Source organism: Novosphingobium sp. SG707 (assembly GCF_012275515.1).
Taxonomy (GTDB): domain Bacteria; phylum Pseudomonadota; class Alphaproteobacteria; order Sphingomonadales; family Sphingomonadaceae; genus Novosphingobium.
In genome coordinates, this window is record NZ_JAAZQL010000001.1 from 525,137 (window position 1) to 550,863 (window position 25,727).

Consider the following 25,727-nt stretch of genomic DNA (forward strand, 5'->3'; position numbering starts at 1 on the left):
TCAAAAGTCCTTTTGGGGAGAATGCTTGTGGAAAAGACCATGATGCGCGCCGCTTTGCGCTCAGCCTTTCTGGCCGGGGCGGGCGCGGCCCTGATGGCAGGGGGCCCGGCCATGGCGGGCGCGCCGGTGGAGGTGACCGTGGAGGCCGCCAAGCCGGGCGATGTGATCGACCGCAATATTTTCGGCCAGTTTGCCGAACATCTCGGTTCGGGCATCTATGGCGGCATCTGGGTGGGCAAGGATTCGCCCATTCCCAATGTGCGCGGGATCCGCTCCGACGTGGTGGCCGCGCTCAAGGCGATCAAGGTGCCCAACGTGCGCTGGCCCGGTGGTTGCTTTGCCGACGAATACCACTGGCGCGACGGGATCGGCGCGGCCGACAAGCGCCGGGTTCAGGTCAATACCAATTGGGGCAGCGTGCCCGAATCCAATGCCTTTGGCACGCATGAATTCATGGATTTTGCCGAGCAGATCGGCGCCGACCCCTATGTTTCGGTCAATCTCGGATCGGGCAGCCCCGCCGAGGCTTCGGCCTGGGTGGAATATATGACCGCCGAAAAGGACACCACGCTGGCTAAGGAGCGCGCCGCCAATGGCCATGCTGCGCCGTGGAAAGTGCCGTTGCTGGGCATCGGCAATGAAAACTGGGGCTGCGGCGGGGCCATGTCGGCCGACCACTATGTCGAGGAGATGAAGCGATTCACCAACTTCATCCGCAATTTCAACCCGGCCCAGCGCGAGAAAGACAAGATGAAGCGCATCGCCGTGGGCTGGGATGGCGGCAAGCTGGATTATACCGAACAGGTGATGAAGGCGTGGAAGGACCACGTTTATAGCTGGGACATCGAGGGCATCTCGCTGCACAGCTACACCATCGGCGGGGCATGGCCGCCGCATCGGGTGGCCACGGGTTTCGGGCTGGATGATTATGCCGCCGTCATCAAGGACACGCTGCGGATGGATCAGTTGATCAATACGCAGACCGCCATCATGGACAAATATGATCCGGCCAAGAAAGTGTTTCTGGCCGTGGACGAATGGGGCGCGTGGCTGACGCCCACGCCGGGCACCAATCCCGGTTTCCTGATGCAGCAGAACAGTTTGCGCGACGGCATTCTGGCCGCGATCAATCTCAATATCTTTGCCCGCCATGCCGACCGGGTAAAGGTGGCCAATATCGCCCAGATGATCAATGTGCTTCAGGCGATGATCTTCACCGATGGCGCCAAGATGGTGCTGACGCCTACCTATCACGTCTATCGCATGTATGTGCCGTTTCAGGATGCGCGCTTTGTGCCGGTGAAATTTGCCGCGGGCGAATATGTGCGCGGCGCGGTTTCCATGCCGAAACTGGACGCGATGGCGGCGCGCGATGCGCAGGGGCATCTCTGGCTCTCGCTGGTCAATATCGATCCCGAAGCGCCCGCCAGTATTCATTTGTCCGGCTATAAGTCGGCCACCGGCGATGTCCTGACCGCGCCCAAGGTGGACAGTGTGAACACGTTCGACGCGCCCGCTGTCGTCGCGCCCAAGCCGGTTTCGGTGAAAGGCAAGGCGGGCGGTCTGACGCTGGATCTGCCCGCGCGTTCGGTGACGGTGGTGCGGCTGGATTGAGGACGGAAAAGGCGTGGATCTGGGGTCCACGCCTGCGGCGGCTGCGCTTCCCTCACCTGTGGCCGCCGCAATAACAGGAAAGGCCCGATGCGTGATCCGCGCATCGGGCCTTTTTCGGGTTGGGCGAAAGGATCAGCGGTCGAGCGCCGCCGCCCCCCATGTTACCGTTACATTCTGCAGATCGCCGCGATCTCCCCGCGCCACCAGCTCGATGATGCGCGCGCCTTCGACCGGCGCGTTCAGCGCCACCGGTTGATCGCCGCGTTTCATCCAGCCGCTGCGCGCCACGCTGCGGCCATCGGCAAAGACTTCGAACCGGACACGCGCATCGGGCGACAGGGCGGAATCGTCGATGCCGACTCTGGCGGCAAAGTTGCGATAGCCGGCATTGCGCACCTCCAGCCGCGAATTGGCCAAAGCGCCGATCCCGCTGGAGAAATTGACCCCGCCGATGCGCAGGCTCATGCCATAGGGCGTGGCATCGGCCCGCGCGCCGCCCCATCCGCCATAGATCGGATGTTCGCCATCGCCGCGCGTGTTGCGCCATGGCAGCAGGCCGCGATGCACCATCGGGTCGGCCATCGGTTCGACAATGCCGTCCACCGCCGGGTTCACACTGCCCGGCATTTCAGAGAGATAGAGGCCGCCTGGATGCGCCCTCGCGCCCGCAACGCGGAACACCAGCGTTTGATGCGCGGCCAGATGGAGGTTGACCTCCTTGGTGAAACGGCTCTGCGCCCCGGTCCACAGGTCGGTCAGGTCGATCCCGCTGTCCTCGCGCAATTTGAGATGGGCGGCGGTGAGTTTGACGTCAATCGGCCCGCCTGTGCGATTGAGCAGTGCCACCGCCTTGCCGCCATCGGCCAGTGTTTTCACGAAAATCTGCGCGGTGTCGCCGTCATAGGCCAGCACCGCCTGATTGCCGCCCGCATCCTGATTGAGCGCGATCAGCGCGTTGTTGCCCAGAATGGACAACAGTTCGGGGGTGGCCTTGCGCATGTCATAGCCGATGATCAGCGGCGCGTTGAGCATCGCCCAGAGCGCCATATGCGAGCGGGCCTCCTGAACATGCGCAGTGTCGAATTCGCCCGTGCCGACATAGAGCATGTCGGGATCGTTCCAACTGTTGGGATGGGCGTAAAGCTCGCGCCGGGACGCGGAATCGAGATTGTGCAGCATCCGCTCCCAATTGGGCGAGATGTCCTCGCTGGTGCGCGACATATTGCCCAGTTCCTTGGCCCAACTGCGCACATCGGCCGCGCCCCACAGACAGATGGAGAGCACATAATCATTGGCAGGCCGCGTGCGCGCCAGCGCCAGACCCACCCGCCGATACAGATCGCGCACGGCCGGAATGTCGGTGCGCGAAAGGTTTTCATAATCCACCAGCGGCCCCAACGCGCGATATTGGCCCGAGGAAACCAGTTTGTTTTCCGGTGACATGGCGCGGATGCCGCATCCGTCGATCTTGATGAGATCAAAGCCCCATTCGCCCATCATCAGGCCGATGTCCTGATCGATATGATCGTAAAGGCCCACTTCGCGCTCGGCCACATTGCCCTCGGGCTGGCCCTTGAAATCGGCGGTATAGGCCTGACCGCAGGAATTGCGGCCAATGTCGGAATAGATGCCCGCCTTCAGTCCCATTCCATGCAGCCGGTCGGTCAGCGGGCGAAAACTGGTGTTGCCATCGCCCGTCTGCGCCGAGGGAAAGGCGGCGGTGCGGATCAGCAGGCGCCCGTCGTTCTGCCGCCGTTTCAGCCACCAGCCATCGTCAATATCGACATAGCGATAGCCCTTGGCGGCCAGCCCGGTATCGACCAGCGCCTTGGCCGCCGCCATCAGCTTTTCCTCGTCAATATCGCTGTTGAAGGCGTTCCAACTGTTCCAGCCCATCGGGGGCAGGGGGGCCTGACCGCGCGCGGTGACGCTCCATTGCCCGGTTGGCGTCAAAGGGTCGGGCGCAGCATGCAGTTCGGTTGTGATCAGGCCGGTTGCCGCAAAGCTGGCGGCCAGCAGCAGGCCCGTTCTGAGGGCGCGGCTCACGGGCGTTTTCCGGACACGAGATGTTGGCTGAAGAAGGGCACGACCTGCTCCTGAAACCGGAAGGCGACGCGGTTGGTGTGATCGCCTTCATAGATGGTGAAACTGTTGGCGATGCCATAGCTGTCCAGCACATCATGCAGCCGGGCGGTGTCGGCCTTCAGACCGTCCTTGTCGCCCACATCCATCGCGATGGCGCTATAGCGGCGTAATTGACCTATATATTGATCCACAAAGGACAGCGGCGCATTGGCCGCCCATTTGGCCAACACATCCTCACGCGGTTTGTAGTCGCCCGAAGGACCGGCCGCCATGGGCAGGTCGAGATAGAGCGGCGGGTTCTTGGGATTGGGCGACCAAGCGGCTGCGGCGGCCAATGTGCCGCGCTGGGCCCAGGGCAGGGATGCGGAGTCCGACGGGCCTTTCATCGCCGCATAGGCCTGCATCGCCTCGGGCGTGACGCCGAACAGCCCGCGCGCCGAAAGACAGCAGGGGCTCATCAGATAAAGCGCGCCAAACACATCGGCATGTTTCATCCCGATCCTGCTGGCGCCATAGCCGCCCATCGAATGACCGATCAGGCCGCGGCTCTCACGCCGGGCGATGGTGCGGTAATGCGCGTCGATATAGGCGACCAGATCGCGCGAGATGAAGGTTTCGAAATCGCCCGTGGTGGCCGAACTGGAATACATCGAGCCATTATGCGCGGTCTTGCTGTCGGGAAAGACGAAAATCATTTCCTGCGCGCCCTGCGCATAGGCGTTTTCGATGACCTGGGGCACATGGATCTCGCCAGTCCATTGGCGCGCGCCGATGGAATAGCCATGCAGCGCATAGACCACCGGATAGCGCCGGTTTCTGTCGCGGCCATAGCTGGGCGGCAGTACGACCAGCACTTCGCGGTCGGCGCTGTCGCCTTCCAGCGCATGTTCGAGCGCGGCGCCGTGGACCGTGATGGTCTGCACGGTGGTGGCAGGGGCGCCGGCGATGGCCGCCGGGGCGGCGGTATTGACCTGTGCCTGCACGGGCGCCGTCATCAGCGCGAGCGTGCACAGCAGGGCGGAGCGTTTCATGGGCTTCTCCCAATTTGTCTGTTTAGTATTTCCGTGCCCCGCCCGACGTTATCCCATAGGAATAATGAGAATAAAGGCGAGGGTGGTGCGAATCATCGCGGTATTGGCATCGGCAAAGGCGAATACGGATGATTTATAATCAGACTAAATAACGGCGCGCTTCTGTCAAGCGGATGCTTACTGTCCGCGCAGCGCGCGCATGATCATCGCCCGGATCTGGCCATAGCCGCCCCCGGCCAGATCGCGCAGCACGCCCCGTTTTTCCTCCGGCAAATGGGCCAGCGGATGGCCATTGGGCCGAAACACGAAATGGTCGAAATAGGCGCGAAAGGCCTCCCGGTCCGCCTGCGGCCTTTCGCCCAGCGTTATCATGGCAAACAGCATGGCCAGCATCGGCGCATCCGGCCCTATGGCAAAGGCATCCCACCAGAAATTGGCCATGATGTTGAAAGGCGCGGTGGCCTCGACCTGGTGCCACCATAATTTGGGCAGATAAAGCGCATCGCCCGGCTCCAGATCGACCACCCGTTTGCGCGATTCGGCGCGGGCAAAGCGGGGATAGCGTTCGGGGTGATCGCGATCGCCGGCCGCCATGCTGACCGGTTGGCCCGCCAGCGTGAAATCAATCGGTCCGACATAGAGATCGCCGATCGCGTCGGGCGGATAAAGCGTGAACCGGCGCCTCCCCGCCAGCACGCAGGCAAAATTTTCATAAGCATCATAATGACATGCGACATACGAGGCATTGCCGATCCAAAGCCGCATGGCCACGCCCTGCGGCACCAGTGCGGGCTGATGCTGGGCGACCATGCCGGGCAAATAGGCCGGGGCCACGAGCGAGCCCAGATAGGCCGAGGGCAGGGCCGGATCGGCCACACGGTCCAGCATGCGCTGCAAGGCTTCGCCGATGCCCATCTCGACTCGCTCGAAATTGAACCCGTCGAGGCCGTCGCGATAGAAATAGCGCCCATCGATGGCCGGATCGCCCAGCATCACCTGCGGCCGCTTTCCGCTGTCATGGCGGCGCAGATAGTCGCAGGCGGCCAGGTCGGAAATTTGCGCCGCCCGCCCCAGCGGCCAGTCCTGCGCATAGCCGCGAATCACCACCGGCTCTCCGGCCATCGCCACCGTTTCGCGAAACCGCGCGGGGTCGGACAGGGCGGGATCCTGGGCGGACCATTCGCGCAGGCCTTGGGTCATGGTCAGGCGCCGACCAGTCGTTCGTTGCGGCGGCGCGCCAGCACGGCCACCTGTTGCAGCGAGCCGCGAATGGTCAAGGCGGCCTGCAGCCAGCCCTTGCGGAATAGTCCGAGGATATCTTCATCCGCCAGCGCATTGAGAGCATCGCCGCTGATCGTATAGAGCCCTTCAAGCGACACCTTGGCCCCATCGTCGAAATTGAGCGTGATATCGACCGGTTCGATGACGCGCAGCCGCAGCATTTCCTCGATAAAGGCTTGCGTCGGCGGGGTATGCTGCACCATCACGCCCACCGCGCGCTGGATCAGGCGCATCTCGTCGCTGGGGTTGCCGTCGGCGTCGAACAGCGGGATCGTGCCGCCCGGCGCAAAGCGGGGGTCTGCCAAATCCACCACAATATCAGTACCATCGGCAAAAAAGCCCTGACGCTGGATATTGCAGGGCAGAAACGCGGCATTGGCTTCATTGGCGCCTTCGACCAGCACTTCCCCCGCGGCAAAGCCAAACAGGGCGCCCAGTCCGAACCGGCCGGTTTCAGGGCTTTTGGCAAAGAAGAGCGGACAGCATGAGGCCGCTTTTTCTGCTTCAATCAGTGTGATCTGGACAAAATGAGGGTGGATTCCCGCCATTGGATGAATACGCAGATCGCGATGCGCCACACTGTTGAGCGCTTCCAGTTTTTCCGCCAATTTCCTCTCCCTTCGTTTACGCTAACTATGCGGGAAAGCGGTGCAAGCGGGCAAGCAGACTTTGCAGTTACGCCCATTTTGCTCGCTTTATGTGTGTATAATTCGCAACACCATTCAGCCTCGACGATTACCCAGACTAATTGGGCTTGATAGCGCTACCTAACTTCGCTAGAGGCAGAGTGCAAGGTGACGATACAGCACCGGCTGGAGAGTGAATTGCCAGGCAAGCAGGCCGTGTCGAACGGCTGTGCCCATGATTCAGCAGGAATCCGCAGACAATCCGGCAAGAAGGTCGGCGGGAAAAGCGCAGGTGTCATCGCCCCGGGCGGGGGAGCCGCCAGAACAGACTTCAAGGGGAGAGGATATGGCAAAAACATTAGTTTCAAAGTGGTTGATCGCCGGCGGAATGGGTGCGCTGGTGGTTGCCATGGCCGGGCCGGCCTATGCGGCCGAGCCCAACGCGGCGCCCAATGCGTCGGATCCCGAAATTATCGTTACCGGTATTCGCGGCTCGCTTCAGCGCAATATGGATATCAAACGCGCCGCATCGGGCGTGGTGGACGCGATTTCGGCCGAAGATATCGGTAAATTCCCCGATTCGAACGTGGCGGATTCGCTCCAGCGCCTGCCCGGCATCTCGATCCAGCGCACCGGCCAGCGCGGTGAAGCCAACGGCGTGACCGTGCGCGGCTTTGGCGGCGACTTCAACGATACCCAGTTCGACGGGCGCCACCTGTCCACCGCATCGGGCAACCGCGCGGTCGATTTCACCACCATCGGCTCTGATTTCGTCAGCCGCATGAGCGTGTACAAGACGCCCGACGTGACGCTGGGCTCCAGCGCCATTGGCGCTACGCTTGATGTCAATCTGCCCAAGCCCTTTGACCGCAAGGGTTTCCAGATGGCGGCCAAGGCGGCGGGCACCGTGCAGGACCGCAACGGCAAGGTTGTGCCCTCGGGCGGCTTGTTGCTGAGCAACACCTTTGCCGATGATACGGTGGGCCTGCTCGGCTATGTGACCTATCGCCGGGCGGACACGACCTCCAACCAGGTCTTTATCCCCGGCTGGATCGGCAAGCAGTTCAACACGTGCCAGGTCAATGCCGCCTGTACTGACGCGCAGCTTTCCAATGCGGCCAACTGGAACAAGGTGGGCTGGTTCCCGCAGCAGATCGGCGCCAATCAGGTGACCACGGAAGATGCGCGCATCGATGGCCGCATCGCCTTCCAGTGGCAGGCCAATGACAAGCTGCTGCTGACCCTTGACGACAATTTTAGCCGTCAGGTCCTCCATCAACAAAGCTATGGCTATGGCGCGTGGTTCAATGGCGACGATCTGCGCAATGTGAAGTTTGATTCCAACGGCACCGTGACCGATTTCAATCAGTTCGGCACGCCGATGGACTTCAACGCGGGCATCCAGCGGACGATCAACCAGACCAACATGTTCGGCGCCAACCTGAAGTGGGAAGCGACCGACAATCTGAAGTTCGATTTTGACGCCGCCCTGTCGCGCTCGGTGCTGAACCCGGGCAACAACGGCTATAATGACAACATGGACATCGGTTATGGCGGCAGCAATGTCGATCCGAACGGGTCCTTCGTGTCCACGCCGTGCACCAATGGCGTCTGCACCCGCTATTCGACCATTCTGGGCGCCAACACCGGCGCGACCATGCTGGGCAACAGCGCCAACTATCTGCCCAGCATCCATGATGTCGGCCCGGCCGGCAATGCGGCGGCCTTCACCAACCAGGCCGTTATCGGCAACCACGTGATCGTGCGCGGCGCCAACTATTACACCGATCTGGTCAAGCAGTTCAAAGCCGCGGGCCGGTGGGAACAGGAAAACCTGAAGATCGACTTTGGCGTCCGCTATTCGGAAGACAAGTTCCATCAGGAAAGCCAGAACACCTTCGTCAACGGCACCTTTGCCCGCTATGCCGGTTATGGCGCGCCCTCGGGCCGCACCGGTTCGATCGCCCCGCTGCCCGCCAGCATTTATCAGGGCATCATCAGCACTTCGGGCTTCATGCCCGGCTATTCGGGCAATGTGGCCCCCGCGCTCATCAAGTATGACCCCTATGCGGTCTATAAGCTGCTTGATCCCACGGGCGTGGGCACGGCGCCCGCCTTTGACCCCAGCACCGTGCTGGGCGTGAAGGAGCAGACCTATGCCGGTTGGCTCAAGGTGGCGATGGATGCCGATCTGGCGGGCATGCCGTTCCACTTCTCGGCGGGTCTGCGCGATGAATTCACTCATCTTGAGGCTTCGGCCATCGGCACGCTGCCGGTCAACCTGATTACGGTAACGACCGACCCGACGCTGATCACGGTGGGTTCGTACACGCCGCAGCAGGCGATCATCAAGACCACCAACTACAACTACCTCCTGCCCAGCTTTGATGCCAAGCTGGAGGTGACCTCCAAGCTGACGCTGCGCGCGGACGCTTCGCGCACGCTCACGCGCCCCGCGCTCAGCTATCTCAAGCCGAACATCACGCTGGGCACGATGCGCAAGGGCAGCCTTGCCGCCTCGGGCGGCAATGCCAGCCTCAAGCCCTATCTGTCGGATAACTTCGACGTTGCGGCCGAGTATTACTACAAGAAGAACTCGTACTTTGCGGTCAACGGCTTCCTCAAGTATATCTCGAACTTCATCGTCGGCGGTGTCAGCACCCAGTCGATCAATGGCGTGACCGATCCCTTCACCGGCCAGGTCGCCCAGTTCCAGGTCAACGGCAAGATCAACGGGCCGGACGGCGTGGTCAAGGGCGTGGAAATCGCCTGGCAGCACGTGTTTGGCGATACCGGCTTCGGCTTCAATGCCAATGCCACGCTGGTCAAGACCAATCGCAATTTCGATACATCCGACATTTCGGGTGCTGCCTTTGCGATCACCGGCCTTGCCAATTCGGCCAACTTTGTCGGTTTCTATGACAAGCACGGCCTTCAGGCCCGCGTTGCCGTCAACTGGCGCGACAGCTATCTGCTGACGCTGGGCCAGACGCAGGGCGGCACCTTTGGCGCGGAACCTGTCAATGTGAACCAGCAGGTCCAGGTCGATGCCAGCGCCAGCTATGACATCACCAAGCAGGTGACGGTCTTTGTCGAGGGCACCAACCTCAACAATTCGACCTACAGCACCTATGGCCGCTGGTCGAACCAGCCGCTTGATACGTGGTCCTATGGTCGTCGGTTTGTTTTCGGCGCCCGCTTCCACTATTAATCGGACATAAGGCGGGGGCGGCGCCGGGATCTCCGGCGCCGCCCACCATCATGACAAGCATCGGAGCAGGGGAATGGTTCACGCGGTGCGCAATGTGGTGATCGTGGGCGGCGGCACGGCCGGTTGGCTGACCGCCGCGATCATCGCTGCCCGGCATCAGGGGCGTATGCCCAGGGATTTCACCGTGACGCTGGTGGAATCGCCCGATGTCCCGATCATCGGCGTGGGCGAGGGCACATGGCCGACCATGCGCCAGACCCTGAAAAAGGTCGGTGTTTCGGAAACCGATTTCTTCCGCGAATGCGATGCCGCCTTCAAACAGGGTGCGCTTTTCGCCAAATGGACCACCGGCGCGCCGGATGACGCCTATTACCACCCGCTCGTCCTGCCCCAGCGCTTTGGTCAGATGAATCTGGTGCCGCACTGGCTGGCCGCGGAGAGCAACGAGAGCTTTTGCGATGCGGTCTGTCCGCAGGGGCAGGTGTGCGATCACGGCCTTGCGCCCAAGACCGTCAGCACAGCCGAATATGAAGCGCTGACCAATTACGCCTATCATCTGGACGCGGGCAAATTCGCCCCCTTCATGCAGCGGCACTGCACGGAAAAGCTGGGCGTGCGCTATGTGCCCGCCGATGTCCATGATGTGATCCAGCATGAAAACGGCGACATCAAATCCATCGTGACGATGCAGGCGGGCGAGATCGAGGGCGATCTTTTCATCGACTGCACCGGCACGCATGGCCTGTTGCTGGATCGCACGCTGGGTGTGGGTTTCCGCGATTGCAGCCATATCCTGTTCTGCGACACGGCGCTGGCGGTGCAGGTGCCCTATCCCGCGCCCGACACGCCCATTGCCACCCACACGATTTCCACCGCCCAATCGGCGGGCTGGATCTGGGATATCGGCTTGCCCACGCGGCGCGGGGTGGGCCATGTTTTTTCCAGCCGCCATATCAGCGATGATGAGGCCGAGGCCGAATTGCGCGCTTATCTGGGGCCGCAGGGCAAGGATCTGCCCGCGCGCAAGATCAGGATCCGCGCGGGCCACCGCGAGACCTTCTGGAAGCGCAATTGCGTGGCCGTGGGCATGGCGGCGGGTTTCCTTGAGCCGCTGGAGGCTTCGGCCATCATGCTGATCGAGCTTTCGGCCAAGCTGATCGCCGAACAGATGCCCGCCAACCGCGAGGTGATGGACATTGTGGCCGATAGGTTCAATGAAAAGACCCATTACCGCTGGGGCCGGATCATCGATTTCCTGAAACTGCATTATGTGTTGAGCCGGCGGCGCGACACTGCTTTCTGGCGCGACAATATGGATCCGGCCGGCATCCCCCAGCGGTTGCAGGATCTGCTGCACCTCTGGCGTTATCAGCCGCCATGGTTCCATGATGAGTTTGACCGGGTGGACGAGGTGTTCCCGCCCGCCTCCTATCAATATGTGCTCTATGGCATGGGTTTCCGCAGCGAGGTCGAGCGCGACCATCTGCGCCCCGAAGCGCAGGAGGCGCAGCGCGCGCTGCGCGAAAACCGCGAGATGACGCAGAAGCTGATCTCGCGCCTGCCGCGCCATCGCGATCTGATTGAAAAGATAGCCCAATATGGACTTCAGCCGGTGTGATCGCCCGGGCGCCATGTCGGCGCCCCGCCATTCGATCACACCTCAGGGGAGAATTGTGTGTCCCATTTTCTGAATGCTTCGCGCGTGCCCGTTTCGCGCGCCACTCTTGCCGCCGCCCTGCTGCTGGCGCTGCCGCAGACGTCTTTGGCCCAGAGCGCGAGTCCGGTGGCGCAGGCCGACAAGATGGCCGCCGATCTGGTGGGCAAGCTGACCACCGAGGAAAAGGTGGCGCAGCTTGTCAATGTCGCCCCCGCGATCCCGCGCCTGAATATCCCGGCCTATAACTGGTGGACGGAAAGCCTGCATGGCGCGATCGGCGCGGTGCCCACCACCAATTTCCCCGAGCCCGTAGGCCTTGCCGCCACGTTCAACACGCCGCTCATCCATGACGTGGCCCGCACCATCAGCGTCGAGGTGCGCGCATTGCACACGCTGGGCCGCGTAACGGGCCATCTGGGCAAGATCGGCACCGGGCTGGATACCTGGTCGCCCAACATCAACATCTATCGCGATCCGCGCTGGGGCCGGGGCCAGGAGACCTATGGCGAGGACCCGTTCCTGACCGCGCATATGGGCGTCGCCTTTGTCACCGGCATGCAGGGCGACAATCCCGACCTGCCCGATGTGGTGGCCACGCCCAAGCATTTTGCCGTGCATTCCGGCCCGGAATCAACGCGCCACGCAGCCAATGTCTTTGTCTCGCGCCACGATCTTGAGGACACCTATCTGCCCGCCTTCCGCGCCGCTATTGTCGAGGGCAAGGCGGGCTCGATCATGTGCGCCTATAACCGCATCGACGGCCAGCCCGCCTGCGCCAGCAATGATCTTTTGAAGGATCACTTGCGCGCGGCATGGGGTTTCAAGGGCTATGTCGTCTCCGACTGCGATGCGGTGGTCGATATTGCCGACCATCACAAATATGCCACCGATCCGGCCGCAGGCGTGGCGGCGGCTTTCCGCACGGGCGTCGACAATGAATGCCACACCGGCACGATCGGCGAAGCCAAGGGGCTGGGTGATCGGTATATGGCCGCGCTCAAGCGGGGCTTGCTGACCGATGCCGATCTCGACCGCGCCTTGGTCCGGCTGTTCTCGGCCCGCTATCGCAATGGCGACCTGCCCGGCCTTGCCGCGCGCCAGCTCTCGATGGTGCCCGTCAACGCCATCGGCACGCCGCAGAATGGCGCGCTGGCGCTGAAGACGGCGACGCAGAGCATGGTGCTGCTCAAGAATGACGGGCTGCTGCCGCTGCGGCCCAATTCGAAGATCGTCGTGGTCGGGCCGCTGGCCGATGCCACGCGCGTGCTGCGCGGCAACTATTCCTCGGCGGCCAGCGCCCCGCCGGTCTCGGTGCTCGACGGCCTCCATCGCGCCTTTCCCAAGGCGACCATCGTCCATGTGCCTTTCTCGTCCTCGATCACCGATGGCGATCTGGTGCCCGATGGCCATTTCGTCACGCCCGATGGCAAGCCCGGCCTGCGCGCGGCCTATTACAACGCGATTGACCCCAACGCCCCGCGCGGCGAGCGTAAATTCGCCGCCAAGCCGGTGGTGACCCGCACCGAGACCAACCTTTCAACCAAGGCTTTGGAACTGAAGCAGGTGGCCGACACCTACAAGGTGGTATGGGACGGCTATTTCGTCGCGCCGGACACCGGCACCTACCGCCTTGCCGTGACGGCGGTGAAGGGCGCCATCGAGATCGACGGCAAGCCGATGGTCAAATCCGACCGCTACTCGCTCTGGGGCGAGCGGCCCGAATTTGTCGATGTCGATCTGAAAAAGGGCCAGCGTTACAAGATGCATTTCGACATGGAGGGCGGCGGCGCGGCTTCGCCCGGCATGTTCTGGAAACGGATTTCGCATGACACCTATGGCGAAATGGCGCGCGCGGTGAAGGATGCCGATGTCGTGCTGGCCGTGGTGGGGCTGACCGCCGAGCTGGAAGGCGAGGAAATGCCGATCAAGATCGAGGGCTTTGACGGGGGCGACAAGACCTCGCTCGAACTGCCTGCCGATCAGCGCGAATTGCTGGCCAAGGCGAAGGCTTCGGGCAAGCCGCTGGCCGTGGTGACGATGAACGGCAGCCCGATCAATCTGGGCTGGGCCAAGGACAATGCCAATGCCATTCTCGAGGCCTGGTATCCGGGCCAGTCGGGCGGGCTGGCGGTGGCCGATGTGCTGTCGGGCGCGGCCAATCCGGCGGGGCGTCTGCCTTTGACCTTCTATCGCGATGTCAAGGATCTGCCGCCCTTTGACGATTATTCGATGCAGGGCCGCACCTATCGCTATTTCACGGGCACCCCGGTCTATGGCTTCGGCTACGGGCTCAGCTATACCAGCTTTGCCTATTCCGCGCCCCAGATCGCGCCGGTGGAGGGCGACGCCGCCAAGGGCATCCGCGTGACCGCGCAGGTGCGCAACACCGGCGCGCGCGATGGCGACGAGGTGGTGCAGCTTTATCTCAAGGTTCCGCAATTGCCCGGCGCGCCGCGCATCGCCCTGCGCGGGTTCCAGCGCGTGTCGTTGAAGGCCGGCGAAAGCCGCCAGATCACGCTCGACCTCTCGCCCCGCGATTTGTCGGCGGTGACGGCCGACGGGCGGCGCCAGGTGTTTGCCGGGCATTACCAGCTCACCCTTGGCGGCGGCCAGCCCGACAGCGGCCTGCCCGGCGTTGCGGGCGAGTTCGATGTGGCCAAATCCGCCGATCTTCCGCTCTGATCCCCCCGCTCAATCCCCCAGCGACCCAGGGGGACGACTGAAGGGCCGGCAGCACCATGCTGCCGGCCTCCTTTTTCAGGCAGGCGTCAGATGAGAGCCTTTGAGCCGCAGCACCCGCCCCGGCGTCAGCCGGATCCCGCGCGACACTTCGCCCAGCCGAATCGTGCAGTCCTGCGCCCGTGCGCTGGTCAGGATCGCCTCGGCCAGCATCCCCTGCCGCCAGACCAGATCCACCCGCACCCCGCCGCGCGCGACGAGCCCCCTGACCGCGCCCTCGCGCCAGGCCGAGGGCAGGGCGGGCAGCAGATGGATCATCCCTTCGCGGCTGTTGATCAGCATTTCGGCCATGGCCGCACAGCCGCCGAAATTGCCGTCGATCTGAAACGGTGGGTGGGCGTCGAACAGGTTGGGATAGGTCCGCCCACGGCCCAGCAGAAAGCGCAGGATACGATGCGCCCGCTCGCCGTCGCCCAGCCGGGCCCAGAGCGCGATGCGCCATGCCGTGGCCCAGCCGGTCGATTCATCCCCGCGCTTTTCCAGCGAGACACGGGCTGCGCGGGCCAGATCGGGCGTCGTGTCGGGCGCAATCTGCTGGCTGGGATAAAGCGCATAGAGATGCGAGACATGGCGATGGTTGGGTTCGGGGGCGGCATCGTCCCAATCCTCCAGCCATTCCTGCAATTGCCCGCTTTTGCCGATGCGGTCCGGCGCCAGCGCGGCGCGGGCCTTGGCCAGTTGCGCGGCGAAATCGGCATCCTTGCCCAGTTCCCCTGCCGCCATGGCCGTGCGCGCAAACAGATCGCGCAGGATCTGGCGGTCCATGGCCGGTCCGGCGCAGACCGAGGCGCCAAAGGGATGCTGGTTTTCCGGCGAGATCGAGGGCGATGTCACCAACCCTTGGGCCGAGGGCTGCAACGTGTCGAGAAAGAACAGGCAGGCCCCGTGCAGCAGCGGATAGATCGCTTCCAGATAGGCCCGGTCCCGCCCGTAATCCCAGCGATCCCACAGCATGTTGCACAGCCATGCGCCGCCCATCGGCCACAGGCCCCATGCCGCGCCGTCGATGGGTGCGGTCGCGCGCCACAGGTCGGTATTGTGATGGGCCACCCAGCCGCGCGCGCCATACATGCGCCGCGCCGTTTCCTGGCCGGTTTGCGCCAGTTCCCGCGTCAGGCGCAGCAAAGGCTCGAAACATTCGGCCAGACCCACCGGATCGGCGGGCCAGTAATTCATCTGGGTGTTGATATTGATCGTATATTTCGATCCCCACGGCGGGTTGGTCTTGTCGTTCCATATGCCCTGCAGATTGGCCGGTTGGCATCCGGGGCGCGAGGAGCAGATCAGCAGATAGCGTGCATAATGGAAATAGAGCGCGGCCAGCGCGGGGTCGTCCTCGCTCTCATTGGCCGCGATGCGCTGGTCGGTGGGGAGAGCCGCGCTCTTGCCCCGCGTCAGTTGCAGCGAGGCGCTGCGATAGAGGCGGCGATGCTGGGCCAGATGGCGTTGACGCAGGGCGGCAAAGGGCAGGGCCGATGCGGCGGCCATCTGATGCGCGGTGATAGCCTGGGGATTGCCCGATACGTCTTTGGGCCCGCGATAGCTGGTGGCCATGGCCACCAGCAGGATGACCTCGCGGGCGGGATCGACATGAAGGGCATCGCCCTGCGCCCGCCATGTGCCGCCCGGAGCGATGACGCGAAGGCGGGCGGCAAAGCGCAGCGCGCCGGGAATGCCCTCGGCCGCTCCGCCTTGGCCGGAGAGCAGGATGCTGTCGCCTTGCGCCTCGACCTTGGCCACCTGCGGGCTTTGCAGACGGAGCGTGATCGGGGGCAGCAGGCCGTCCTTGGCAGAGAGGCGCAGGGCGATGACCTGATCGGCGGGCGAGGCGAAGACCTCGCGCTGGACAGCGACGCCGCCTGCGGCAAAGCGGGTGGTGGCGATGGCGGCGTCAAGGTCGAGTTCGCGGCGATAGGCATCAGCCGGGCCGTCAAAGGGCATGTCGATCAACAGGTCGCCCAGCGTCTGATAGGCCATCTGGTGCAGCGGGCGGCCCAACATCGCGGCATTGGCCAGCGCCTGCGCGGCGGCATAATCGCCTTTCGCGATCAGCGCGCGCACCTGCGGCACGGCTTCGGCGGCCTGTGGGTTGATCGGATCATAGGGGCCGCCGCTCCACAGCGTATCTTCGTTGAGCTGCAGGCGTTCCTGCCGCGTTCCGCCAAAGACCATGGCGCCGATACGGCCATTGCCGACCGGCAACGCCTCCGTCCAGACCCTGGCCGGATCGGTATACCACAGGCGGTGCTCTTCGGGGATGGGCGCGGGCGCAGCTTTGCGGGGCAGGGCGCTCATGGCGGGCTGGCTCAGCAACGAAGCGCTGGCGGCCAGATATTCGCGGCGGCTGAAGGTCATCCTCGGGTCCTGTTGTTGTAATAAGTCAGATTATATAGCGCCGATCCGGAATGCCATCCAGCGCAAATTGATCGAATAAATACATATAAAAACATAATATTATGGGATAAATGAAATTTTATCGGCTCTTGTTGAGATTCGATATAGTATGATTATAAGTTGGGCAAAAGAGCCATGGAGAGTATGCGATGAATTGGAAACATTGGGCCGGATCGGCCATGGTGGCGGCAACTCTGTCGGGCGCGGCGCAGGCCGCCACGGCCCGGCGCGAGGATGGCGGCAGGCTGGCCGACGGGCGCGCGGTCGAGGCGGTCACGCTGGCCAATGGTCATGGGGTTTCGGCGCGTATTCTGGCCTATGGCGCCGCATTGCAGAAATTCATGGCGCCCGACCGTCATGGCAAATCGGCGGATATCGTCATCGGCCTGCCCGACGCCGGGGCCTATGAGGCGCGCCAGTCCTTTTTCGGCGTGACGGTGGGCCGCTATGCCAACCGGATCGCGGGCGGCAAATTCACGCTGGACGGGCAGACCTACCAACTCCCGCTCAATGACAGGGTGAACAGCCTGCACGGCGGCGGCAAGGGGTTCGACCGGCAATTGTGGAAAGTGGAAAGCGTGACGTCGGGCAAGGTCGCCTCGGTGGTGCTGCGCCACATCAGCCCCGATGGCGACAGCGGCTATCCCGGCACGCTGGATGTGACGGTCACCTATTCGCTGGATGAAACGGGCAATCTGACCATCGCCTTTGCCGCCAAAACCGACAAGCCGACCATTGTGAACATGACCAATCACGCCCTGTTCAATCTGGCGGGCGAGGGCGGGGCGCGTGATGCCATGGACGAGGTGCTGACCATCCCGGCAGCCCGTTACACGCCGGTCAATGCCGCCTTGATCCCCACCGGCGAATTGCGCGCCGTAGCGGGCACACCGTTTGATTTCCGCAAGGGGCGCGTGGTGGGCCAATCCCTGCGCGACGGGCATGACGAGCAATTGGCGATCGCGCGCGGCTACGACCACAATTTTGCCATCGACGCAGGGCTGACCAAGACGCCCAAGCTGCTCGCGCGTCTGGCCGACCGGACTTCGGGCCGGGTACTGGAAGTGCTTTCCACCGAGCCGGGCGTGCAATTCTATACCGGCAATTTCATCGACGGCACGATGCTGGGCAAGAACCGCCACATCTATCGCATGGGCGACGGCATCGCGCTGGAGCCGCAGAAATTCCCCGATACGCCCAATCAGCCCGCCTTTGGTTCGACGCGCATCGATGCGCAGCACCCCTATGCCCACACGATGGTCTATCGCGTATCGGTGGCGAAATGAACGACAGATGGCGGTGCCGGGCGGGTGCCGCCATCTCAACCTATGGCGAAAGACCGATGTCCTCCAGCGCCAGTTCGATCAGCCGCACCATGGCGGCGCGTGCCGCCGCCGGATCGGCATCGGCAATCGCATCGAAGAGCACGCGATGGTCGGGCACAGGGTCGCGCGGCAATTTGCGCTTGCGCTGCTTGTAGATCGTGGTCCAGCGCACCGCCGCGCCAATCGAACTGGCCAGCGAGATCAGCGAGGCATTGCGCGTGGCGCTCAGCAAGGTGCTGTGAAAGCTCTGGTCGGCGGCCTGTCCGGCCGCAGTGGCCAGACCGTGGCGCGCCATTTCCTCCAGCGCATGGCCCATTTGCGCCAGTTGCTGACCATTGCGGCGCCGGGCGGCCAGTTCGGCGGCGGCCGGTTCGATCACCATGCGCAATTCGAACAGATCGTCGATAAAGCTTTGCGTCGGCTCGCCTTCAAAGGTCCAGGCCAGCACATCGGGGTCCAGCATATGCCAGCGCGAGGGATCGGTGATGCGCGTGCCCGTCTTGGGCTTGCTTTCGACCAGCCCCTTGGCGGCCAGAATGCGGATCGCCTCGCGATAGGCGGTGCGCGAGATGTTGTTTTTCTGGGCAAAATCCACTTCGCTGGACAGGACATGGCCGGGCGGATAATGGCCGGTGACAATGGCAATGCCCAGATCGCGGGCAATGGAGCCATGAATCCGCAGCGATTTATCCACCCGTTCCGTTGCCTGATACTCCTGCACTGGCTTTTGCTTCACCGCCAAGGTCCCTCCCGCAGGGCGCAGCCTATGGCGGTTTTCGCGCCTTTGTCCAGTCGCGCCCCATTTGGCGTCAGGTCAGGAGGAGGCGGCGCACCGCGCCTTCGGGGTCGTTTTCCATCCGGCATCGGGTGTCAAACACCATGGTCTGGCAATGCACCGGATCGCTGGGTCCCCATGCCAGCCCCGGCTGATCGGGCTTGCCGGTATGGGCAAAGGCGGCCCATGCCCCGGCCATTTTGCGGGCGATGGCCTGGGCCTCGGGCGTGTTGCCGGTGGCCTGATCGCAGATTTTGGTGTTGTCGAAGCAAAAGGCCAGTTCGGCGGTATGCCATGCGCCCGGAATGCCGTCGAGGATCGGCGTCTGCCATTGGAACAGATATTGATAGGCCGGCGCCCCGCCCGCATCATGGCGCAGCTTGACCATGCGGTTCACATTGTTGCGCCCCGACAGGCCGCCCACCCCATAGGAGAGGGTGCGTATCGCCTTTTCCGGATGCGCCTTTTTCATTGCCGCGATCAACGCATCGGCCTTGGCCCCGCCCAGCGCCTCGGCCAGTTGCGCGCGCCATTCGGGCTCGCTGGGGTTGCGGCCCAGGCTGGTGCCTTCCTCGCTGACATTGCCGATAATGACGGGGATGTCGCGCGCGGCGGGCGGGGCCACATCGTGAAACGACCGGCAGGTGATATTGCGCATATCCATTGTCGGCGCCCAACCCACGCGCGGGGTCGGGCTGGCGCTGCCCCCCGGTTGGAGGACGGAGGGACGCATCGGCCCATTGATCTGCGTCGCAACGCTATTTCCCGCCTCGAACAGCCTTTGCCATTCCATCTTCTGCAGGGCCGCCATGTCTCCCTGCGCCACGCCCAGTTCGCGCAAAACCTGACGCGAGAAATCGCGCGACTGCTCGGCGGACGGGATATTGCCCCCGCCGCCCGATTGCACGATGGCGCGGTGAAACAGCCCCTTGGCCGCAGGCATGCCCATCAGTGTGGTCACTTTCGATCCGCCGCCAGACTGGCCATAGATCGTCACCCGGTCCGGGTCGCCGCCAAAGGCGCGGATATTGTCGCGCACCCATTCCAGCGCAAAGACCAGATCGAGCATGCTGACATTGACGGAATCGGCATAAGCCTCGCCGCCAAATTCGGCCAGATCGAGGAAGCCCAGCACATTGAGCCGGTGGTTGACCGACACCTGCACCACATCATGATGCCGCGCCATCTGCGCCCCATCATGCGAGGCCAGTTCATAGGAGGAGCCGAAGGAAAATCCCCCGCCGTGCAGATAGACCATTACCGGTTTCGACCCCGACAGCGATCCGGTCCAGATGTTGAGCTTGAGCATGTCCTCGCCCAGGAAGCCGTCGGTCCATTGCTGGATGAACGTATGCTCGATGGCGCGGAAACTGTGCAGCGTCTGCGGGCAATTGGCGCCATAGGCAAGGGCGGGATATTCCCCTTCCCATGCCTTGGGCGGCTGGGGCCGCAGCCAGCGGTTGGCCCCGGCGGTGGTGTCGCCATAGGGCACGCCCTTGAAGGTGAACACGCCGTCGCTGACATAGCCGCGCACCTTGCCATAGCGGGTGGGAACAATGGCGGAATGCGGGGTGGAACAATCGCTTGTGTGAACGGCGGGGGCTTTAGCCGCCGGTTTGGCCCCCGGTTTGGCCAGAGCCGGCGAGGCGGCAAGGCTGATCCCAATCCCGGCTGCGGCGAGCGCGCCGCGCCGGTCCGTGATGATGCTGTCTGATGCGGTTTTGGTCATGACATCCTCTCTGGTCGGGCTCTCTGGTCGGGCCATTCTGTCTCGCGGCCTCTTGCGGATTTCAGGGCAGGCGGAAGGTCCAGCGCGCCGCATCGCTCTCGGGCGAAAATCGCACCAGACGGGCAGTGCTGCGCCCCACGGCGGCCAGCGCCAGCGGCGCACGCGGATCGGGCGTGTTTCGCGGAATGATGCGATAGGTGCCGTCGGAAAGCTGGTCGATGCGCCAGAGCTGTTCGGGCGCGCCGGTGAAAGCGGGCACGGTGACGACCTCTCCCGCAGGCGTCGCGGCAAGCGCGCGCTCGGTCCCGGCAATCGTTATCTTCACATAGGGCGCGCCCATATAGCCGCCCGCGCCGGGGGCCGGGCTGATGGTCCAATGCTGATGCGGGCGGACCATGTAATCGCCCATATCCACCGCGATTTGGCCCTTGGGCCAGACCTTGCTGTTTTCCTCCAGCGTCTGGTCGGGCAGCGGCTTGTCCGGCCCGTCGGCGGGGTTGCGGAACCAGCTTTTGCGGAAATCGAAGGGCAGGCGCACCTCGTCCACCGCCAGTTCCAGCGCGCCGCCGCGTTCGGACTGGATCTCATAAGTGCCGGGGCGCAGGTTTTCCTGACCCACCGGCCAGCCATTCCTCCAGGTCAGCGGCAGGATGGCCAGCACGCTGCGCCCTGAACGGTCCATGTCGGCTTCCCAATGGAAGGAGAATTTCTCCACCCCGTCGCCCAGATCGACCAGACCGAAATGGCCCGCGCCAAGGCCCCGCCCATGCGCCCCCCACACCAGCTTGCCCCCGCCCTTCAGCATGGGCACGCCGAAATTGTCGACATAGGGACCCAGCGGATTGCGCGAGCGGCCCACGCGGATGTTATAGGTCGAATTCGGCCCGTCGCAGCAGGTGCCCTGCGTGCCCAGCAGATAATACCAGCCGTCGCGATGCATCAGCGCGGTGGCTTCAAGATCGATGGCAATGTCCACCGGCTGGTTGCCCGCGACGCGCTGGCCGGTGGCGGGGTCGAGTTCGACCATGCGGATATAGCCGAAATAGGTGCCGTAGCTGAGCCAGAGATGGCCGTCGGCATAGAGGAAGGCCGGGTCGATGGCATCGCACGGTTCCTTGCCGTCGCTGGAGGCGACGATGCCCACGTCGTGATAGGCAAAATCGGGCGATTTGGGATCGAGCGATTTGGTCCACATCACTTTGACGTTGCTGGCATGGCCGCCGTTCATGCCGCCGCCGCCCACGGCATAGGCGACGTAATAGCGGTCCCCGATTTTGATCGTGTCGGGCGCAACGCCGCCGCCGGGGCGCACGCCGCCCTTGTGCCATGTCCAGCCATCGGCCGACACCAGCCCGCCTTCGCCCGTGCCGAAGGTGTAATACTGGCCGTCCGAAAAGGCGATGGTCGAAGGGTCGTGGATAAAGGGTTCGCCCTCAAGCTGGGCCTTGGCGCCGCCTGCGGCCAAGGCGGCAAGGCAGAGCGCGGGGATCAGGTGTTTCTTCATGACGATCATTCCGTGAGAAAAGGGGGCGATCAGCGGTTGAAGCTTCAGCGCGTCGTGATACGCAGATCAGTGATCGGGCGACCCGCATCATCAACAAAGCGGGCGCAGAAATCGCTGAGCCCCGGCCCGTTGATGATCGCGCCGCGCAGGATATTGCGCCCTTTATGCAGGGTGATGCGCGGCGATACGGCATCATCCATCACCATCCGCCGGTCGCCGAACAGAGCGGTGGTTTCCGCGCCGTTCAGCCACCACATTGAGGCCGAATTCGACCCTACCGCCAGATGCGCGTCGGCGATCTCGCGGTCGCTTTCGATGATGGTGGTGACCCAGAAGATCACGCCGTAGGTCGGTTTGCCCAGCCCCTGGGCCAGATAGAACAGTTTGGCGTCAAACAGGCCGGCATCCAGCGCATGCCATTGCAGGCTTTGCCCATCCACGCGCACCGTTTGCCCATCGCGGGGGAAGGCGGTCGCGCCGCCGGGCAGGGCGGCCTTGGCAAAGGCGTCGCGGACATAGGCGCTGGTAAAGCCCTGATTGCTGCGGTTGGGCTTGGCAATCGGCTCCAGCACCAGCCAGCGGCGCAGGAAACCGTCCTGATCGGGGCTGACCGAGGGGGTGGTGACGGGTGCGAAATAGGGGGCAAGCGAGGCTGCATCCGGGGCGGCGCAGGCGCAGAGCGGGGCAAGCAGCAGCGAGGCCGCAAATGCGGCGGCGCAGGATATTCGTTTCATGGCAATCCTCTGGGAAAGGCTCTTTTATTGGTCTGATTAAATGCCAGAGAATCGATGTTTGCGCTATCATTTTATGCGTTCAAAAGTGGAATTCTGATGGCTATTGAAAGATTGTGGCTTGAAATATGGGATATTCAGTCGCGATAGGCGACAGTCCAGAGTATTTAAATAGTCTGATGATATCTGAGTGGATCGTCCGGATCATGGTCGGGGGAAAGGAAGCGGCAGGCCCCCTTTCCCCCGGAGATGACAAACAGCCCGATCAGAAGCGGTTGATCAGGTTTTCCAGCCATTCCTGCCGCCCGGAAACAGGTTGGGGCGCCAGATTGTTCACCACGGCCATATCGGCAATCGAGGCCAGGTCACCCCCCTTGATATTCTTGCCCAGATCGCTGCTCCAACCGGCATAGCGTTCATCGCGGAAGGCATCGAGGCGGCCGTCCCTGATGATCGCCTCGGCGCGCAGCAGCGAGCGGGCGATGACATCCACCCCGCCGACATGGCCATGCAGCAGGTCCGCCGCATCCACCGACTGGCGGCGCACCTTGGCGTCGAAATTGAAGCCGCCGGTGGTGAAGCCGCCCGCACGCTCGATCTCGATACAGGCCAGTGTCAGTTCCTCGACCGAATTGGGGAACTGGTCCGTGTCCCAGCCGTTCTGCGGATCGCCGCGATTGGCGTCGATCGAGCCAAGAATGCCCAGCGCGCCCGCCATGGCGATTTCATGCTCGAACGTGTGACCTGAAAGCGTGGCGTGGTTGGCCTCGATATTGACCTTCACCTCGCCTTCAAGACCAAAGCGCTTGAGGAAGCCGTACACGGTCTGGGTGTCGAAATCATACTGGTGCTTGGTCGGCTCATGCGGCTTGGGCTCGATCAGGATCGTGCCGGTGAAGCCGATCTTGTGCTTGTGTTCGACCACCAATTGCAGGAAGCGGCCGAAATTCTCCTGCTCCACCGCCAGATTGGTGTTGAGGATCGTGTCATAGCCTTCGCGCCCGCCCCACAGCACGTAATTCGCCCCGCCCAGGCGATGGGTGGCTTCCAGCGCATCGCGGACCTGGCTGGCGGCCCAGGCATAGACTTCGGGGCGCGGGGAAGTGGCGGCGCCCGCCAGATAGCGCGGGTGGCTGAACAGATTGGCCGTGCCCCACAGCAGCTTGCGGCCATGCTTGGCCTGAAGTTCCTCCAGATGGTCGACGGCCAGAGCGAAGCTCTTGCGGAAATCCCCGATGCTTTCGGCGGGCGCCATCACGTCGACATCGTGGAAGCAGTAAAACGGCAGGTCGAGCTTTTCGACAAAGGCGAGTGCGGCTTCACGCTTGGCGCGGGCGGCGGCCTCATCCTGCGGACCCTGCAACCATGGGCGATTGAACGTGCCCGCGCCGAACACATCGCTGCCCGGCCAGCAGAACGTGTGCCAGAAACAGACCGCAAAGCGCAGATAGTCTTCCATCCGCTTGCCAAAGACCATGCGGTCCTTGTCATACCAACGGTAGGCCAGATCGCTGGCGGCATCGGGGCCTTCATAGCGGACCGTGTCAAATTCGGCGAAATAGGCGGCAGACATCAAAATCTCTCCTGAAGTTGGCGCAGCGCCCATGTGGCGCGCTGAAAGCTTTCGCGTTGTGGGGCAAGGCGGGCGGCCAGATCGAGGTCCGGCTCGATGGTGGCACGGATCGGGGGGCGGGTGCAGATGGCGGCCGGATCGCCGCCCATTCCCAGTTGGGCCAGACGCGCCGCGCCCAGCGCCGGGCCGACTTCGCCGCCTTCGAGATAGAGCAGGCGCACGCCCAGCACACTGGCCAGAATATGGCCCCAATAGAGCGAGCGCGAACCGCCGCCGATCACGGCCAGTTCCTCGATATGCGTGCCCGCCTCGCGCAGGGCGTCGATGCCGTCGGCATGGGCAAAAGCCACGCCCTCCAGCACGGCGGCGGCAAGGCGGGCGGTGGTGGTCTCATGGCTCAGCCCGACAAAGCCCGCGCGCAGATACGGGTCATTATGCGGCGTGCGTTCGCCGGAAAGATAGGGCAGGAACAGTTCCGGCCCTGCGCATGGCCCCGCGCTTTCGGCCAGGGCGAAGAATTCCGCCGGGCCGGGCACCTGACAGGCCGATGCCGCCCAATCGATGCAGGAGGCGGCCGAAAGATGCACACTCATCTGATGCCACACGCCGGGCAGGGCATGGCAAAATGCATGAACCGCGCGCGCCGGATTGGGGCGGAACGCATCGCCCGCCACAAAGATCACGCCCGATGTGCCCAGCGAGAGCATGCCTTGCCCTTCGCCCGTCACGCCCACGCCCAGGGCGCCTGCGGCATTGTCGCCCGCGCCCGCCACCACGGGCACGGCCTCCATGCCCCATTGCGCGGCCACTTCGGCGCGAAGGTGGCCGGTGATCTGCGGCCCTTCATACAGGCGGGGCATATGGTCGAGCGTCAGCCCGGTGGCGCCCAGCATCGCCTCGGACCATGCGCGGCGAGCGACATCGACCCACAGCGTTCCTGCCGCATCCGACATGTCGCTGGCCTTTTCGCCGGTCAGGGCAAGGCGGACATAATCCTTGGGCAGCAGCACCGTTTTGGTGGCGGCAAACACTTCCGGCTCATGATCGCGGACCCAGAGCAGCTTGGGCGCGGTAAAGCCGGGCATGGCGATATTGCCGGTGATCGCGCGGCTTTGCGGCTCGGCGGCCTCCAGCGCGGCGCATTGCGCATGGCTGCGCCCATCGTTCCACAGGATCGCGGGGCGCAAGGGGCGGTCATCCGCGCCCAGCAGGGTGGCGCCATGCATTTGCCCTGCAAGGCCGATGGCCGCCACCGCCCGGCGCAGGTCCGCGTCCAGACCCAGCACGGCGCGATGGGTTGCATCCACCCAGTCATCGGGCGTTTGCTCCGACCACAATTCCTGCGGCCGGGAAACCGAGAGCGCCGCGCTGCATTGCGAAAGGACGCGCCCGTCGCTGGCGGTCACCACGGCCTTAACGCCGCTGGTGCCGATATCTATGCCCATAAACATG

16 protein-coding genes are annotated in these 25,727 nt (G+C 63.5%); 5 read left to right on the forward strand and 11 right to left on the reverse strand.

Going from position 1 to position 25,727, the window contains the following annotated elements; translation table 11 throughout:
* The first annotated feature begins 27 nt into the window (after positions 1-27).
* Positions 28-1,614: an alpha-L-arabinofuranosidase C-terminal domain-containing protein gene (locus FHW92_RS02115; RefSeq protein ID WP_349237628.1), complete on the forward strand. Its 1,587-nt coding sequence runs from the start codon at positions 28-30 to the stop codon at positions 1,612-1,614.
* Positions 1,615-1,746: 132 nt separating this feature from the next.
* Here the strand turns inward: FHW92_RS02115 and FHW92_RS02120 are convergent, their stop codons facing one another.
* The 4 genes from FHW92_RS02120 to FHW92_RS02135 all read right to left on the reverse strand — a co-directional run bounded on the left by FHW92_RS02120 (position 1,747) and on the right by FHW92_RS02135 (position 6,619).
* Positions 1,747-3,660: an NPCBM/NEW2 domain-containing protein gene (locus FHW92_RS02120; RefSeq protein WP_349237629.1), complete on the reverse strand. Its 1,914-nt coding sequence runs from the start codon at positions 3,658-3,660 to the stop codon at positions 1,747-1,749.
* The gene (locus tag FHW92_RS02125) at positions 3,657-4,730 is read right to left on the reverse strand and encodes an alpha/beta fold hydrolase (protein WP_168601561.1); all 1,074 of its coding nucleotides are present in this window, start codon (positions 4,728-4,730) and stop codon (positions 3,657-3,659) included. The genes FHW92_RS02120 and FHW92_RS02125 overlap by 4 nt, the downstream gene beginning before the upstream one ends.
* A gap of 177 nt (positions 4,731-4,907) precedes the next feature.
* Positions 4,908-5,930, reverse strand: a complete 1,023-nt coding sequence (locus FHW92_RS02130; protein WP_168601562.1) for a cupin-like domain-containing protein — start codon at positions 5,928-5,930, stop codon at positions 4,908-4,910.
* Between the two features lie 2 nt (positions 5,931-5,932).
* A complete protein-coding gene (locus FHW92_RS02135) occupies positions 5,933-6,619 on the reverse strand; it encodes a SapC family protein (protein ID WP_168601563.1) in 687 nt (228 codons plus the stop codon).
* 364 nt (positions 6,620-6,983) lie between these two features.
* Here FHW92_RS02135 and FHW92_RS02140 point away from each other — a divergent pair, with 364 nt between their 5' ends.
* The 3 genes from FHW92_RS02140 (at position 6,984) to FHW92_RS02150 (ending at position 14,187) form a co-directional block, all read left to right on the forward strand.
* A complete protein-coding gene (locus FHW92_RS02140; protein WP_168601564.1) occupies positions 6,984-9,848 on the forward strand; it encodes a TonB-dependent receptor in 2,865 nt (954 codons plus the stop codon).
* A 73-nt stretch (positions 9,849-9,921) separates the two neighbouring features.
* The gene (locus FHW92_RS02145; RefSeq protein ID WP_168601565.1) at positions 9,922-11,466 is read left to right on the forward strand and encodes a tryptophan halogenase family protein; all 1,545 of its coding nucleotides are present in this window, start codon (positions 9,922-9,924) and stop codon (positions 11,464-11,466) included.
* Between the two features lie 117 nt (positions 11,467-11,583).
* Positions 11,584-14,187 (forward strand): glycoside hydrolase family 3 C-terminal domain-containing protein, encoded by a 2,604-nt coding sequence (locus FHW92_RS02150; protein WP_246869934.1) that lies wholly within the window; start codon positions 11,584-11,586, stop codon positions 14,185-14,187.
* 75 nt (positions 14,188-14,262) lie between these two features.
* Here the strand turns inward: FHW92_RS02150 and FHW92_RS02155 are convergent, their stop codons facing one another.
* Positions 14,263-16,599, reverse strand: coding sequence for a glycoside hydrolase family 95 protein (locus FHW92_RS02155; RefSeq protein WP_168601566.1), 2,337 nt, complete (start codon positions 16,597-16,599; stop codon positions 14,263-14,265).
* 188 nt (positions 16,600-16,787) lie between these two features.
* Between FHW92_RS02155 and FHW92_RS02160 the strand changes: the two genes are divergently transcribed.
* Positions 16,788-17,924, forward strand: a complete 1,137-nt coding sequence (locus FHW92_RS02160; protein ID WP_168601567.1) for an aldose epimerase family protein — start codon at positions 16,788-16,790, stop codon at positions 17,922-17,924.
* A gap of 40 nt (positions 17,925-17,964) precedes the next feature.
* On the opposite strand, the gene FHW92_RS02165 is transcribed toward FHW92_RS02160, so the two are convergent.
* The 6 genes from FHW92_RS02165 to xylB form a co-directional block, all read right to left on the reverse strand.
* Entirely contained in the window at positions 17,965-18,705 is a 741-nt protein-coding gene (locus FHW92_RS02165) for an FCD domain-containing protein (RefSeq protein ID WP_168601568.1), read from the reverse strand.
* Between the two features lie 67 nt (positions 18,706-18,772).
* A complete protein-coding gene (locus tag FHW92_RS02170) occupies positions 18,773-20,467 on the reverse strand; it encodes a carboxylesterase family protein (protein WP_168601569.1) in 1,695 nt (564 codons plus the stop codon).
* 61 nt (positions 20,468-20,528) lie between these two features.
* On the reverse strand, positions 20,529-21,971 hold the full coding sequence (locus FHW92_RS02175) for a family 43 glycosylhydrolase (RefSeq protein WP_210428333.1): 1,443 nt from the start codon (positions 21,969-21,971) through the stop codon (positions 20,529-20,531).
* Between the two features lie 44 nt (positions 21,972-22,015).
* Complete coding sequence (locus FHW92_RS02180) at positions 22,016-22,705, reverse strand: acetylxylan esterase (protein ID WP_168601571.1); 690 nt, start codon at positions 22,703-22,705, stop codon at positions 22,016-22,018.
* A gap of 262 nt (positions 22,706-22,967) precedes the next feature.
* Positions 22,968-24,275 carry a xylose isomerase gene (gene xylA / locus FHW92_RS02185; RefSeq protein ID WP_168601572.1) on the reverse strand — a complete coding sequence of 436 codons (1,308 nt, stop codon included), beginning with the start codon at positions 24,273-24,275 and terminating at the stop codon, positions 22,968-22,970.
* On the reverse strand, positions 24,275-25,726 hold the full coding sequence (xylB, locus tag FHW92_RS02190; protein ID WP_168601573.1) for a xylulokinase: 1,452 nt from the start codon (positions 25,724-25,726) through the stop codon (positions 24,275-24,277). The genes xylA and xylB overlap by 1 nt, the downstream gene beginning before the upstream one ends.
* Position 25,727: the final 1 nt, after the last annotated feature.

Bases quoted from the DNA above. Each gene is read 5' to 3' on its own strand.
- FHW92_RS02125 (WP_168601561.1), bottom strand. From the start codon at position 4,730: ATGAAACGCTCCGCCCTGCTGTGCACGCTCGCGCTGATGACGGCGCCC.
- FHW92_RS02130 (WP_168601562.1), bottom strand. From the start codon at position 5,930: ATGACCCAAGGCCTGCGCGAATGGTCCGCCCAGGATCCCGCCCTGTCC.
- FHW92_RS02140 (WP_168601564.1), top strand. From the start codon at position 6,984: ATGGCAAAAACATTAGTTTCAAAGTGGTTGATCGCCGGCGGAATGGGT.
- FHW92_RS02145 (WP_168601565.1), top strand. From the start codon at position 9,922: ATGGTTCACGCGGTGCGCAATGTGGTGATCGTGGGCGGCGGCACGGCC.
- FHW92_RS02155 (WP_168601566.1), bottom strand. From the start codon at position 16,599: ATGACCTTCAGCCGCCGCGAATATCTGGCCGCCAGCGCTTCGTTGCTG.
- FHW92_RS02160 (WP_168601567.1), top strand. From the start codon at position 16,788: ATGAATTGGAAACATTGGGCCGGATCGGCCATGGTGGCGGCAACTCTG.
- FHW92_RS02170 (WP_168601569.1), bottom strand. From the start codon at position 20,467: ATGACCAAAACCGCATCAGACAGCATCATCACGGACCGGCGCGGCGCG.
- FHW92_RS02175 (WP_210428333.1), bottom strand. From the start codon at position 21,971: ATGAAGAAACACCTGATCCCCGCGCTCTGCCTTGCCGCCTTGGCCGCA.
- FHW92_RS02180 (WP_168601571.1), bottom strand. From the start codon at position 22,705: ATGAAACGAATATCCTGCGCCGCCGCATTTGCGGCCTCGCTGCTGCTT.
- xylA (WP_168601572.1), bottom strand. From the start codon at position 24,275: ATGTCTGCCGCCTATTTCGCCGAATTTGACACGGTCCGCTATGAAGGC.
- xylB (WP_168601573.1), bottom strand. From the start codon at position 25,726: ATGTTTATGGGCATAGATATCGGCACCAGCGGCGTTAAGGCCGTGGTG.